Source organism: Rheinheimera baltica DSM 14885 (genome assembly GCF_000425345.1).
In the GTDB taxonomy this organism is placed as follows: Bacteria; Pseudomonadota; Gammaproteobacteria; order Enterobacterales; family Alteromonadaceae; genus Alishewanella; species Alishewanella baltica.
Genome location: NZ_AUDG01000012.1, coordinates 74,050 through 88,486, shown reverse-complemented (window position 1 = coordinate 88,486; position 14,437 = coordinate 74,050). Strand labels below are relative to the sequence as shown.

Here is a 14,437-nt window from a genome sequence, read left to right as displayed (position 1 = left end):
TGCCTTAACTCGGCGAATAGCTGCATCAGAATGCCTTTTTTAGACCACAAGTTAAAACGCCGGTAGATGGCGCTCCAATCTCCAAAAGTTTCTGGCACATCGCGCCATGGGCAACCGACCCGCATCCGGTACAAAATGCCTTCGAAAGTATTTCTGTGTTCCGGTTTGTCATAAATGCGGCCTGTTTTAAGCATCAATCTGATTAGCTTTGACCAGCACTCGTCTGTTAACATTGTCCTTGGCATGATGGGTTGTCATGGTTAGTTTTTGGCGAAAGTAATTGTACCAGCCCATCATGCTGTCTAATAATCCATCTCGAAAGATCAACAAGCCCTAGTAATGCCATGGCCAAAATTCAGGAAAACTAAGATAACACTATCTTAGTTGCATATTAAATAATAGGGGCAAATGCCGTTAACCGGTCCAGGCTAGCCGCATTGCCTAAACCATGAAATGGTGCTACTTCAGCCAAGCGCCCTTGTTCTCCGTGCAGGGCTAAATAGTTTAACAACACCGTTTGCACTAATAAGTTCACATTGTTAGCCGCTATTGATGAACCGGTTTCAACCGAGGCATCTGAGCGCATAAAACCAATTTGCTGGTGACGCGCTTGTTCCGTGGGCGTGCCGCCCAGCAGCGACGGCCGGCCAGATGGACTATAGACCAACATATAAGAGGCTGCAGTAGAGGAATTGTCGCCGGTCCACTCACCTTTGCCCCGACCTGCTGCAGAGTCATCTATGCGGCCATTACTGGCAACCGAGCCATCACTGTACACATAGATCATCAATGGTTGGTTCATCCTTGCGGCATATTCCAGGCAAGCGCCAATACAGCGTCCCGCACGCAAGTCACGCAGCTCACCGGTGCCACGCTCGCCCGTATGATAATCAAAACCGCCCATGGTAATAGAACCGGCACCAGCAAAGCCGTTTACCACCAGTTTCATTACCGACGCCGTTTTTCGAAACTCGGCATCACCATTAAACTCTTCTGCAGTAAATATTCCCGCTGCACCGACGATATCCGGATCGGCTGCCGGGTCTAGGGTTGCCGGGTTACCAAAACGGTCAGCTAAATCTGCACTTTTAACATAGCCACAGCGCACCAGTTCTTTTATTAAGGCGTCACGACTAATCGTGGTGTTAACCCGGCCTAATTTGCTGTCGCTGATGCGCTGTACTGATTCCATCACTGCTACAGCATCGTTTTGATCTAATAAACCAAATAAATCGCCCACATCCACCAAGCCGGTAACATCACTGGGGCGATCAATTTTTGTTGGCCTAAGCTCAGCATTGTAAAATTCCATTGGCGTCATCGAATTGGCGCCAGAATCTGAGTTTCTGGAACCAATTAGCGGCATTAAAGAACCACTGGCACCCGCTTTAGCAATAGCGTACATCGGGTTGTGCGGGTTATTGCCGGTATCATTTTCTGAGCGCGATGGCAGTACTGCACCATTGGTCATGGCCTGGGTTGCCATACTGGTGCGCTCCAAAATGCCAGCGAGCATTTGTGAGTCACTATGAAACGCCAGCCCAAGCTGGTCGTTAATAAAGCCACCAGCCGGATTAGCCGCATTAACCGCTGTAGGGACCTGGTCGGCAGGCAAGCCTAACTTGCTATAACCTTGCACCGATAAAAAGTCTCGCTGACCATCTGCACCGCCCACCAGTACGTTTGAACCGGCAATATTGGCGCCACCGGCTAAATCAAAACAAATAAACGGAATTTTGCCCGCGCCTTGTACGTTAATGCCACATAGCTGCTTTAATGCTTCTAAATCGGGTGACAATTCAGCCTGGGCTTTATTCGGGTTGGCAAACATGCCAAAAACCGAACCGGTAGTTAGCACAGCAGCACCGTAACTTAGGCCGCACGCGATAAAGTCACGCCGGCTTACCGGTTTACTGTGGCAAGCGTGCAGTAAGGGGCTATCAGGATGCAACGGTTGTTTTGTTTTCATCATACGTCTCCTATTGCACCAGTAATTCGGCGCTTGCCAACACGGCTGTACAAGCAGCTTTTGCGATTGTTCGGCTTCTATCACTACTGCAACTGCCACCGCAGCTACTTAGCCGGTTAATAAGTGCATCCAATTCGGCTTGCACCTCTGTTCTAACTGCTGAGCTTTGCGGAGATAACGGTATTAACCTGTCCAGCAAGGGGGTTAAAAACTGAGCGCGGTTTGCTTGGCTATAGGTTACTGCCGGGCTAGCGGCAAAATTTACCCCGGCAAACCAGCTTTGCCGGATGCTGCTGTCTTCTATCGCGGCATTGCAGTAAGCAATACCCAGCTGTGTTACTGCCATTTGCTGTGCCGATACAAAGGTATCAATCGCTTCAGCGGCAGGCAGCTGACGTTGCACCGTTTGATACACTTGAGCCACTGCAGCCTGTTGCTGCGACACCCCGGTTAATGCACTCATACTGGCATGAATTTCAGCAAAGGTTCTAAGGCCAATGTCGCTACTTTGGCCAGCTGCAGGCAAAATTTGTTGAACCGGCACACTGATGCCTGTGCGCACATTTTGGCGATCACCAATGCGACCAAAAGACAAAAAGAACTCGTCACTATTAGCACCAAGCTCTGTCGCTATAATCGTACCTTGTGTGGAGAGCACGGCACCTTCTGCTAAATCCGCACTTGCTGGCACGTCAAACTGGCGCTTCAACCAAGCCTGGCCGGTAACCACTTCTTTACCATTAAGGCCAATGGCCATGTCACTGATTGTCAGGTCGTCCGGCAAACTGCTACCGGCAAGATTAATCAGATAAGGTGCATTAAACAGATAAGAATAATTATCAAACTGGGCCACTTCAAACACAATATAGCTTTGCGCCAGGTTAATCAGCTCGCCAATACCAAATAGCAGATAAAACTTTTGCCCAACACCCACATCATAGTTTTGCTGAATCTGCGCCGCAGACAAGGCTTTATTGTGTATTGCTAACAAGCGCACCGCCCCTTGCCATTGCCGGTTGCCATTGGCTTCGTTACCAACAATCAGTGCATAGGTGTTATCCCAGTTACGAATAGCATCGGCAGGCTCTGCCAACCCGGTGTCCTGGCCATTGACATAGATACGCCTGCCGTTCACCGGGTCTTGCGTTATCACCACATGCTGTAATGTCGCCTGTAATACTTCATCGGCATCCGGCGTACTCAGCGCTGGCATACCGGCGAAATCGCTCAAACCAGACCGCAATAAAAAGTCATAATTGTACTGACTTTGCCCCAGCGTAAAATTGCGCTCCGTATTACTACCCGCGTAGCTAACAATGGCCGCCGGGCCTTCTTGTACCACATTCGCCGGTACCACCCAGGCTTCTACGCTAAACTCACCGGTAGCCGAAATTAACTGAGACAACTTGGCACTGTTGCCAGTACTGGCCTGTGCTCTGCCACTGTTAATCTGAATGCCCCAGCCGGTTACCCAGCTTATGTCACCCTGCAAACTTAAGTTTGCTGCAGGCTCCACCCCAGAGGTGTCGTAGGCAATGGCTCCATTGCCGGTTTTAAACTGATAAAATGCAATTTGGTTGGCTTCGAACCTGCCACCGCTTGAGGCTACGACACCATCATCCAAACGCAGGGCGTTAGAGGGTACTAAACTCGCGTCTAGTTCGGTTAATTCTACGTTGTCAGCAATCTGTCGAATGGCGTTAAGCATTTGCTGCGCATCTGATTCGCAATTAGACCAACAGTTGTGAAACTCACCACCAAGACGGGCAACAAAACGCGACAACTCCGGCTGATCTAAGTTAATCAACTTACGGCTGGCTTCATAGGCTGCAGCCAGATCACTGTCAGCAAAAAATGGCGCTTGGGGTTGTGCTGCACCTGGCGCATGACAATTCACACAAAACTGTCGAAGCAACGGATACACGCCCGCGCTAAATAATGCCGGTGACTCTGGTAACACTTTGCTGGCACCGGGCTGGCGCACCGGCGGCGCAACCAATGTTACCGTAGCGCTTTCGGTTTCAGCACTGTTGGCCCAGTTACGGATCCATTGCGTTAGGGTGTCAGCACAGGCTGTATCACTGGCCAGCCAACAGTTGTGGCCACCCGCCACCTTTGTAACCAGTAGCGACTGCGCTGGATCAGGTAAATTAACTAAGGGTATCGCGGCAGCATAAGCCAAATTAATATCGTCATTACGGGCAAACGACGGCGCGGTATTATTTTGCACATGGCAGGCACCGCAGCGATTATTACTGGCAACGTTGTCCCACAAGGTTAATTTAAATAACTGAATATCATCAGTTTGCGGCGCTGGCCCCTGATAATTAATATTATCTGACTGATTTGGCGGTGGTGGGTTTTGCTCAACATCTGCACCTCCACACCCAACAAGCACCAGGCTCAGCATCAACAACGGGAGTAAAGAATATTTCATCGCTTAATCTCCCATACAATAGGTTGCGGTGTCAGCAAACACCTGTTTTAGCACATAGCCGCCAGTGGTAAAGCGCTCACTAATGCTTTGTAACGCGGTAACATCATTTAAGCTTTCAGCATCACGTAAGCAAACGGTGCGAAACACTTTTTTCACCTGACATTGCGCAAAAGCAGCGCTATTAGCCAGTTCTTCACCCAGACTTTTAGCGCCAGCGCCTTCACCGGGCAAGCTATTATCCCAGCCAAGTGATTGATTTTGTCCTTCGCGCCAGTAGTTCTGCCAACTGTCGTCTTCTGTGCGGTATCCATAAGGAAAGCTGCCCGCATTGATGTGATATTTGGCTTGTACCCGACTTTGTGTTGTGGCGTTTAATGTGCCGCTTTGCTGGTAAAAAATACGGCCATTGCTGCCATCTTCATCACTAAACTGGTAGTCGTAATACGCGAAGGCTTGCGCCATCGGGTCCATCCCCGCATGACAACCAACACAGCGGTTATTAAAAATGCGGCTATCTCCACCCGGGCTGCGGCTAACATCCTGCCGGATACGCCCGCTTGGCGTAGTAATGTCTTGTAAAGGCTCAAGATCGGTGCATAGCTGGTTCATCAGGGTGTAGCGAAACATGGCGCGATTAGTGCCTAAATAAAAGAACGCTTTGGCCGCTGCTCTGCTGGTCATCACGCCGGCTGCAGCCTCTGACGGAATGCCATTTAACGTGCTTTGCGAGCGTGGTTCAAGGTAACGGGCTAAATCGACTGCTTGGCGTTCTAACGCCAGATAATGTTCATTGCTGTTACTTTGGTATGGTGGTAATCCTAAGGTATCGGCGCCAACATATAGCACATCAGTTTGCAGCAATTGGCGAAAATCTACCTCGTCCCGCACTAAACCAATAACTGTCGCACTGTAGTCATTGAGTGGTTCAAACACATCCTCATCACGATTCGTCGCTGCTGACGAAAACAACTTTAACGTTGTGCGATAAAAATCAGGATGTTGCATCGCCAACTCAGCAGCTGCAGTGGCATTGCCACTGTCAATCAGCGTCTGCATTTGTGCCAGGGTTGCGGCATCCGCCGGTACACCGGCAATACGATCATGTAATCGTTTCGCTTGCTCTAATGAGCCTGCTTGTACCGTGCTACTAAGTAACAGGCAACTTATTACCAGCCCTTTAACGTAGGTCAAATTGCGCATATCTATCACCTCTGGCTGCCTATCAGCCTGGTAAAAACTCTACCGTCCACTCCGAACGGGTTAAGGCTACTGCCTCAGCACCAAAATCAACCGAACGTAACCGCAAGGTCAGTTGTCGCTCCAACTTAGCGTCGTTCAATTCACTACGTACGATATTCACTTCTGCCAGACTACCGTCTGCGCGGATCACTAACTCAAAAACCACTTTACCTTTAAGCAGCGGGTTACTGCGAAGTGCCCGGCTATAAAGGGTGTACAAACTGCTTTTATTGGCCTCCAGCACCCGGCGAATTTCAGCCTCCGACCGCCCTTGTGGCCCGGTTTTAGCCGTGTCAGTGCGCGCAATTGGTTCTGCCAGCCCGGTTAAAGACAACCCCTGTAGCTCCGCTTCTGCTAAGGCAGTGGTACCGGTGCCAGCTAATGTTGACCGCGCGACATCACCGGATACCGCAGTCGCTTCGGCACTGGCAAAGGTTTTCGCGGCGTCATTTCTTAACAGCTTACGCTCAACTTGTGTGGCTTGCTGCTCACCGCGACTTTTTACTTTGGGCTGGCTGTTATTTAGCTGAAAACTCTGGCGCAAATCCGCTAAGTCGTCACGCATTGCCATTAATCCCGCTTGCTGGGCTTGCTCACGTGCTTGCTTTGGATCTGGCTTTACCGGCTCGGCAACCGCGGCTACAGGCTCCGGTTCAGGCATAGGTTCTGGCTTAGCGGGCTCAATAATTTGTTCCGGCACGGGCTCAGGTTCAGGTGGCGGTGGTGCTTTGCGCTCTTCCAACATAACACGAGCCAATTGTTCTGGGATCCGCTCCTGCACTTGCCGGCTAAGCTCTGGCACCTCAAACATGGGCACTACCACAGCAAAAATAAGCCACAGCGCAAAACCTACCCACAATAAGCGATAAAATCGTTTATCTTCAAACTGGCCGTTATGCTGAGCGACCATGGCTAATGTCGTCATGGCGCCTCCGAAACAGCGGCAGGCGACGCGGCCTCTACCGCCAGCGATAAATCGCGATATTCGGTAGCAGCACAAATAGCCATTAGCTGGCGTAACAAAGCATAAGGGGTAGCGGCATCACCTAAAATAGTCAAGGCACGGCCAACCTGCTGCTGCGGTTCAGGTAAAGGCCCGGCTCTTTGAGCAAGGTAATTAAGTTCATCAGTCAGCGCCTGTGTTAACTCTGGCAACCAAAGGCTGCTGTCCTGCTGCCAGTCTCCTTGCCAGATAGGTTTACCCTGCACCAAGACGCCATTTGCAGTAATGGTAAGCATGACCTTTTCTGTTGGTAACTGCTGTGACAGCGAGCGCGGCAAGCTAATGTCTTTATTGCTTTGTAGCACTTTAACTTCCGATTGATTCACCATCAGAAAAAATACCAGGATGGTAAAAATATCCATCAGTGCCACTAAATTTAGCTTACTGGCTTGGGCCAGACGCTGGTTTTGCCGCTCCAGGCGCTTAGCGCGAAATGACATCTTCATTCTGCGCCCTCCTCTTGCGGTAATTCACCTAGCGAGATGAAAGGAAACAATTCAGCATCGACAACATCGGCCGCTACCACGGCTTTAAACGAGCGTACGGTGTCCATTGCAGTCACCAGCGTCTGGTAGTCCAGTTCGTCCGGTGCCAGTATGGTAATGTCTTGTTTTTCTATATTTTTTTGCTGGAAAGTTAGCTTTAAATCCTGCAGATACAGGCTAAGTGCAGCAAAATCTAATTTGCCCTGTTCGGTCAGCTCAAATACCCGCAGCGGTTCACCCGCCGGATAATTTAACCTGAGCCGGTCGGGGTAAATTGCCAGCTCTAACTGCTGTGGCTGCTCCATCTCTTGCTGTAGCAATTGCTCGGTTAGCGCTGGCAGCTGAATATTCAGCACGCGGATCTGCGCAAATACCAGGCTAAGTAGCAGCACAGGCACCAGCACTATCATCAGGTTCATAAATGATGTGATGTCCAGCTCCGCGTCAGCAAGCGGTGCTTTACGCCTTTTGATCATCCGCGCCACCATCTGCTTGTTTGGCAATACTGTTCATCAGCTTAATGCCGACCATTTCCATCGTATCGATAATGCTGGCCGTTTTGCCTTGTAACAGTGCATGAATAAATACCAATGGTATGGCCGTTATCAGACCAAAAGCGGTGGTATTCATCGCCACTGAAATACTGGACGACAGTAAACTGGCCTTTTCCGACGGATCAGCATTGGCTACGGCGGAGAATGCGGCAATTAAGCCCATAATGGTGCCCAGTAAGCCTAGCAAGGTGGCAACGTTTGCCAACGTCGCTAAAAACGGCGTGCGCTTTTGCAGGCGTAAACTGTACTCCAAAACCACTTCTTCCATGGCGTACTCCATATCTTCGCGGCGCGATGATGAGCGCAGACGATGTACACCGCTGGCCAGCATAGCCAACAAGGGGGCAGTGCTGTTTGATGCGAGTTCAAGAATACGACGAGTATCAGCTTGAGCCACAGCCGATTGCACCTGCCCAACCGCACGTTGATTTACACCATATACTGAGCGTAAAAACCACCAGCGCTCAACGGCAATCACGATGCCTAACACCAGGATAAACGCGATGGGGTAAATAAATACGCCACCTTCCTGTAAAAATCGCACTATGCCGCTAAAAAACTCCATGAAATACCTCTTATTGATTTTTTGGGTTAACTGATTGCAATGCGGGCAATGGCTTAATGCCTTGCTGTATTGCGATAAAACGTAGAAATTGTTGTCGATCTAATGGAGACAGCACGGCTTCTTCAGTAGCCAATGACTGCCCGGGTACACGAATAACACTAACCGGGCTTTGCCAGGGCAGTACATAAATTGTTTTTGGCTGCTCCTGATTACCGCTAATGGTTGACTCTAATTTAACGGTTGAAGGTTGCTGTTGTGCCAATACGCTCAGGCTAAGCAGCAATGTTGTTATAACAACGCTTAATTTAATCACGTGCTTGCTCCTGCGCTAGTTGTTGCTCCAACAAGGCAATCCAACCAACTGCTTGCTGATCGTTAGTCAACGCATAATATTGCTGATAGTGATCTTTCGCCTTTACCAATTGCCCTAAATACAACTCGTACAAAAATGCCAAATTTTTATGCGCGACCGCATAACGATTGTCTGGCACCAATGCCTGCTGAAAATGCTGTTCAGCCAGTCGAAAATGCCCCTGCTGTCTTGCAAGTACACCCAGTAAATTATGGGCATCACTATACTGTGCCGCCACACTGACCACTTGGCGTAATGTTTGCTGCGCGGCGTCGATATCGCCACTACGCCACTGCGCTATTGCCAGGTTGTAACCGATGCCTGGCAAGGAAGGCAATGCTGACGCCAACTGCTGTAACTGAGGGATAGCGGCAACAAACTCACCTTGGTTCAATTGCTGCTTCGCTAAATCAAATTGTTGTTGCTGCACAGCACTAAGCGGTAATAGACCGGTTGCCAGTGCCGGTTCAACCGGGCGCGAGGAGGCGACTTCAGGCGAGGTTGCCGGTGCGACAGGCAGTAGCTGACTGCACGCGGTTAAATAACTTAATATTAGCAGAGAAAATGGCAACTTAAGCGTTGACAGCTTGGGCTGGCGCGCCAAATTAAAATACCTCATTGGCTACCTCAGTATAGGTTTCAGTTTTATCGAATTTGGCCGGCAATAACTGCGCCAGACGGCTAAAACTGTGTTGCACCCATTGGTCCCACAATTGCTGCTGGGTAAGCTGGGTATTCTGCTGGTAAATCGCAATAGCCTGCTCTTCAAACGGGTAGGCTTGCTCTTCCAGCAACAGCTCATATTCTTCTAACGCTAATTCGTCCAGCCCCTTGGGCCGGTCGGATGCCAGCAATGCCTTGGCCATTTGCTGATAAAGTTCCGCCACGCGAAATTGTGCATCTGTCAGTAATGCCGCCACGCCATACTGCATACTTTGCTCAAAATGGCTGATCGCGGCCGTCATATGTTGGCGCTTCTTTTGCAAACTTTGCTTTAACGGGTGCGCTAATCTGATGCCATTGAACAGCTCGCTTTCGTGTCGACCCAGTTCAAGCAGTGCCTGCGCAGCCAATTGCTGAGTGCGTTCATTGCCTTCGCTGGCGAACTGTTGCTCGAAGCTGGCGATTTTGCTGCGCCAAAAGTTTTGCCGGTACACATCTTGCTCTGCCTGATACAGCTGTATCAGCTGTAAGCGCGCTTCTTGTGCCAGCAAATGTGGCTGCTGATAACGATTTGCATAACTGCGCCAGGCATCAAGCGCGTTATTATTTTCACCCGCTTTTTGAAAATACTGCGCTGCCAAATACAGTGCCTCACGCTGTTGCTCGGTGTCAGTAATGGTTGCTGCTAATGTTGTTAACTCTGTGGCGGCATTGCTCCACTGCCCGGCTTGCTCGTAGCTGTCTAGCAATTGTGCCTTGGCTGCACGGGTTCGTTCACTGTCGGGATAACGTTGGATAAATGCCGTAAGCAACGGTATTGCACTAGTGTAATCCAATGCCTGGCGGATTATTTCAATCTGCTGAAATGCCGCCGCTTCATGATAGGCTGAAGTGCTTAAGGTACTAAGCAAACGCTGCAAATGGCCTTGCACAACCTCCGATGAAACGTCCGCTTGCTGCGCCTGCTGATAAATACTGGAGGCCAACTGCTCAGTAAGTAAATTACGTCGTGCCGGGCTTAAGGCATCGTTTAACAGGGTTTGAATACTCTGCTCAGCCGCAGCATAGTGTGTTAATGCCAACTCACTTTGGCTGTGTAAAAACCTGGCTTCTTGTACCAGCGCTGGCTGACTTTTGTCTGCCAGAGGCCAGGCTATAACCTCATCGCTGTGCTGCAATACAGCAAAATAATCTTGTTCATTGTAACGTTGCTGCAACTGCTGTAATGCAACCTGTTGCGCCGCAGGATGGCTGCGATGGTGCTGAACAAAGTCAGTTTGTTGCTGCCAGTGCTGGCGGGCTGAGGTTTCGTCTTGTTCAGCCAGCTCGGCGCTTATTAATAACGCTTTATAAGCAGCACTTTCTGTTGTGAACAAGCTGGCATTTTCAGGTTCAGCGCCATATCCCAGTTGCGTGTACAGTTTAAGCGCTGCGGCACTATCCAAAGCACCCGCATAGGATTCAGCCAGTAAGTAGCGGATATCGGCTGCAGAGTATGTCGCCTGCTGCGGGCTATGCTTCGAACTATGTTGCAGTAATGGCTCACCCAGTACACTGAGCATTTGTTGCCACAACGGTATCACGGCAGCAAAAGCAGCTTGACGTGGTTCACCCGCTAACGTCAGCGCCTTAGCATATTGAGCCCGGGCAAAATAGTCATAATATTGCAGTAAGTTAGGCTCTACTTCTGTCAATTCAGCTACCTTAGCTTGTTGCCAAAAAGCAGACTCCGGACCAAATAGCTGCAAATACTGTTGCTGTTCAGCCAATGCTTGCTGTGCATTGGCGTCGGATAAATAATGCTGAATTACCGTAAGCTGAAAACGCGCCGCCAAAATACTTTCAGGGTAGTCAGTTATAAATAGCCGGTAGGTTTGCAAACGAGCGTTGTGCAAGGCTTTTTCGGCCAGGAAATTGGCCATGGCCTGATACACCTCGGCAACCAAGGCAACCGGACGTTCGCCGCTTCGATAACTTACGCGCTGCAGCAAGCTCTGTAAGCTCTGCGCTTGCTCCTGATAACTGAGTGAAACACTTAAAGTGCGAAGTACTTCTGCACGTAATCCTTGTACACCGGGATCCTGCTCGTCAGTATGTATTTCACTGTAACTTGTATCTAGTACCGCTAAAAACTGCTCATCCGCCAGTTCAAATTGCTGTTGCTTAAAGTAACTCCAACCGGCCATATAGCGGGCATGTTGTTTGAGGGTGAGTTCCTGACCATTTATCACCGCAAGATAAGCGGCTAATGCGGCCGGATATTCACTGCGACTGTAGTGAATATCGCCCTTGCGGAACCAGGCCTCACTTGCGAAACCGGAATCAGGGTAATGCTGCAACAACTGGTCTAACTGTTCCAGACAGGCCTGCTGCTGCCCTAATAGATCGTAGCTACGCGCCAACTGGTATCTAATGAGCTCATTATTCGGGTCTTGCGGGTAATCGTTAAGCAATTGTTGATAACGTTGAACCAGTTGCTGTAATGCCGCCTGTTCTTGCTCTGGCGCTAAGTCTTGCCGTTCAAACTGGCTGGTATGCATTTGCGACAAACGATACAAAATTTTCTGCCGGGTTTGCGCCGCAGGTTGTAACTGCAGGATTTGCTGATACAAAGCGTCTAGTTGCTGCTCATTAACATCAGGCAATACTGCCACAATACTGCGGTCAAACGCCGGTAAGTCTGCTAGCTTCGGTCTGCTATCAGACACCGAAGATGCAGAGCATCCGATAAGTGTGGCGCAGCACAATGCTAATATGGTGATACGGTGTTGACAGGATAAACCAACAGGTTCAAGGCGCCATATCATAATGTGGCTCCGCTGTTAGTTGTATCCGCTGTAAGTAATACTTTTTCCATTACCCGTGCCATAGATTCTTTATTATGGCGTTTTAATTCAGTTAATCCGGCAAGCTGCTGCTGCAGTTTCTGTTGCAGTTGCTGATTTAACTCGGCAAGCAATTGCTGTTGCCGGCTAAGCAACGCCAAATTTAACTGCTGTTGACTGGCACTCAGTTGAGCCAGCTGGTGTTGTACCTGTTGCAACCGCGCCGTTTGGTCACCCTGCAACGTTAAAGCTGTTAGCTGCTGCTCTGTATTGCTAAGCAGCTCACTTAGTATCTGAAGCTGCTTGGTGCGTTGCCAGTTTCGTTCTGTCGCGGTATTACTGTATTGCCACTGTAACAGTGAACGAAGCCGCTGCAAGCGCTGAGCATACCCTTGCACATCGCGCCCGCTTTGTTTTAGTAGTGGTAAACGCTGTTCAGCTTGTTCTAACCGGCTAAGCTGCTCGTAAGGTTGGCCTTGCCATAACGCCAGGTCCATGGGGTGCTGTTGGGCCAGCTCAATGTGCTGTTGCAGCTGAGAAAACTGCTGTTGCAACTGCTGCAGTTTCGTTGTCAGCTGCGGTAATTGTGTACGTAATAATTGCTGCTGTTGCACCAGCTTAAACTCGGTTACCTGCTGCAACTGCGCCAGGCGTTGCTGGCGTATCGGCGCATCCGCTAATTGCTGCTGCAATGCCAACACATCTTGCTGCAGTCGATGCAAGTTATTGTCGCTGCTTAACTGCAGCTGTTGCCACTGTGAACCGCCTTGTTGCAACTGACTCACTTGCAAAGGTCGGGCTTGTTGCTGAATAAGCTGCACTTGCTGTTCATAGTATTGCTCAGCCCAGTGATAAGCACCCAATGCATCACGCGGTTGCAAAGCGCGCTCTAATTGTTCACCTATCCGTGTAGCCGCCTGCCAGGCCGACTGGCTAAAAGGTTGCTGTTTTATTTGTTGCTGTAGCACAGCAAGTAGTGCCGGAATGTGCCGCTGTTCAGTAAGAATATGGCTATACAAGGAAAGTGCTGTACCACTTAGTGCGCTGTCAGCAGCGAAATTCGCCAGAATAACATCGGCCGCGGCAAACTCCTGCCGTTCAATATGCAGCTGCGCCTGTGTCAAACCGATATAGTCAGCTAATGCCTGACGTTCCTGCGCCGGATAAACAAAGCCCTCCGGTTGTGACAAAAAGCGCCATTGACCACTAAACAAAGCCGACCAAAAGCTTTGTTGGGCCGTATCGTTTAACCGCGGTTTTAACTGCGCTAACCACTGCAGGGCAATATCACTTTTTTGCGCCCGCGCCAATGCCAGCGCCTGATTGCTAACGATATAAGGCATTTCTGGCTGCATGGCTAACAAGGTGAAATCGGGTTTGTTTGGGATGCTAATATCCGGCCAGTTAACTAACTGATTTAACAACTGCTGCTGGCCAAGCCATTCGCCCTTATCACTTTCGCTAACGGCAGATAAGTAACGTTTTGCACTGGGCTTGTCGCCTAGTTCCAGTTGATAACGCGCTAATTGCAATAAGGCAATATTCCGTAATGACTGAGGTAATGCCTCTTGGTCTTTTTCAGCCTTAAGCAACAGGTCTTCGAGCAACGTGGTTGCGTGCTGCGGCATATTTAACTGCAAATATAACCCAGCCTCTAACAACTGCGCCCGTTTGTCTTGCTCAGGGGCCAGTTGCAAGGTTTCCAGGGCTTGCGCCGGCTGTTGCAAATAAAATGACCAGGCCGCCTGGCGATAGTGTTTTTCTCCGTTTTCAAACTGCGCTGATACACTCTGCCAAGGCAGAGATATACTAAGAGCCAGTAAAAACGCAGGCGCTAGTCGTTGGACCATGGCTGCACAATAAAATCAGGTTGGTAATCACTGCTACGATCTTTAATCTGTAGCTCTAACAGCACAGCTTCCTCGGCCTTAGTAAACGGATAACTCACCGCACGCCGGTAGTCTCTGTTATCAGGCCCTTTGCCAATAAATACCGCAGTAAGGTTGTGTTCACCGGCTTTAACATTACCTTTAAACAAAGGCTGAATCGCCCCGCGTTTTAAAGCATCCCATTGCTGTGTGGTATACAAATGCGCTTCAACCGGCTTGTCATTTAAAATAAGTTCGACACTGTCTAGCTGAAAAAACTGCCCCATATCTGCTGATAGATAGACTGCCAGCTGCGTTTCAGGTGGAAACAACAGCTCCTCCTCCAGCAGGAATAGTTCCCGATTCAGCTGTATCACCTGTTGCTTGAGTTGTTCAAGCTGCGTATTTACCGGCTCGGTTTCCGCACTGGCTAACATACTAAGCCACAATAATCCGGTTAAAAATAGCGTTCTCATT

General features: G+C 49.6%; 13 protein-coding genes. All 13 read right to left on the bottom strand.

Features of this window, described 5'->3' with window-relative positions; genetic code table 11:
- On the bottom strand, window positions 1-245 hold a 245-nt coding region (locus H595_RS0106640; RefSeq protein WP_156885929.1), incomplete at its 3' end, for a transposase.
- 146 nt (window positions 246-391) lie between these two features.
- A complete protein-coding gene (locus H595_RS0106635) occupies window positions 392-1,972 on the bottom strand; it encodes a hypothetical protein (RefSeq protein ID WP_037053877.1) in 1,581 nt (526 codons plus the stop codon).
- Between the two features lie 7 nt (window positions 1,973-1,979).
- A complete protein-coding gene (locus tag H595_RS0106630; protein WP_027670508.1) occupies window positions 1,980-4,406 on the bottom strand; it encodes a LamG domain-containing protein in 2,427 nt (808 codons plus the stop codon).
- Window positions 4,407-4,409: 3 nt separating this feature from the next.
- A complete protein-coding gene (locus H595_RS0106625) occupies window positions 4,410-5,606 on the bottom strand; it encodes a hypothetical protein (protein WP_027670507.1) in 1,197 nt (398 codons plus the stop codon).
- A gap of 22 nt (window positions 5,607-5,628) precedes the next feature.
- Window positions 5,629-6,570: an AgmX/PglI C-terminal domain-containing protein gene (locus tag H595_RS0106620; RefSeq protein ID WP_240474839.1), complete on the bottom strand. Its 942-nt coding sequence runs from the start codon at window positions 6,568-6,570 to the stop codon at window positions 5,629-5,631.
- Window positions 6,567-7,094 carry an ExbD/TolR family protein gene (locus H595_RS0106615; RefSeq protein ID WP_027670505.1) on the bottom strand — a complete coding sequence of 176 codons (528 nt, stop codon included), beginning with the start codon at window positions 7,092-7,094 and terminating at the stop codon, window positions 6,567-6,569. Before H595_RS0106615 ends, H595_RS0106620 begins: the two co-directional genes overlap by 4 nt.
- Complete coding sequence (locus H595_RS0106610) at window positions 7,091-7,609, bottom strand: biopolymer transporter ExbD (RefSeq protein WP_084153503.1); 519 nt, start codon at window positions 7,607-7,609, stop codon at window positions 7,091-7,093. The genes H595_RS0106615 and H595_RS0106610 overlap by 4 nt, the downstream gene beginning before the upstream one ends.
- Window positions 7,593-8,252, bottom strand: coding sequence for a MotA/TolQ/ExbB proton channel family protein (locus H595_RS0106605; RefSeq protein WP_027670503.1), 660 nt, complete (start codon window positions 8,250-8,252; stop codon window positions 7,593-7,595). Before H595_RS0106605 ends, H595_RS0106610 begins: the two co-directional genes overlap by 17 nt.
- 10 nt (window positions 8,253-8,262) lie before the next feature.
- The gene (locus tag H595_RS21745; protein ID WP_037053874.1) at window positions 8,263-8,565 is read right to left on the bottom strand and encodes a hypothetical protein; all 303 of its coding nucleotides are present in this window, start codon (window positions 8,563-8,565) and stop codon (window positions 8,263-8,265) included.
- Window positions 8,558-9,223 carry a tetratricopeptide repeat protein gene (locus H595_RS23435; RefSeq protein ID WP_051219760.1) on the bottom strand — a complete coding sequence of 222 codons (666 nt, stop codon included), beginning with the start codon at window positions 9,221-9,223 and terminating at the stop codon, window positions 8,558-8,560. The genes H595_RS21745 and H595_RS23435 overlap by 8 nt, the downstream gene beginning before the upstream one ends.
- On the bottom strand, window positions 9,210-12,074 hold the full coding sequence (locus H595_RS0106590; RefSeq protein WP_027670502.1) for a tetratricopeptide repeat protein: 2,865 nt from the start codon (window positions 12,072-12,074) through the stop codon (window positions 9,210-9,212). The genes H595_RS23435 and H595_RS0106590 overlap by 14 nt, the downstream gene beginning before the upstream one ends.
- Entirely contained in the window at window positions 12,071-13,942 is a 1,872-nt protein-coding gene (locus H595_RS0106585) for a hypothetical protein (RefSeq protein ID WP_027670501.1), read from the bottom strand. The genes H595_RS0106590 and H595_RS0106585 overlap by 4 nt, the downstream gene beginning before the upstream one ends.
- Entirely contained in the window at window positions 13,927-14,436 is a 510-nt protein-coding gene (locus tag H595_RS0106580) for a hypothetical protein (RefSeq protein WP_027670500.1), read from the bottom strand. The genes H595_RS0106585 and H595_RS0106580 overlap by 16 nt, the downstream gene beginning before the upstream one ends.
- Between the last annotated feature and the right edge of the window lies 1 nt (window position 14,437).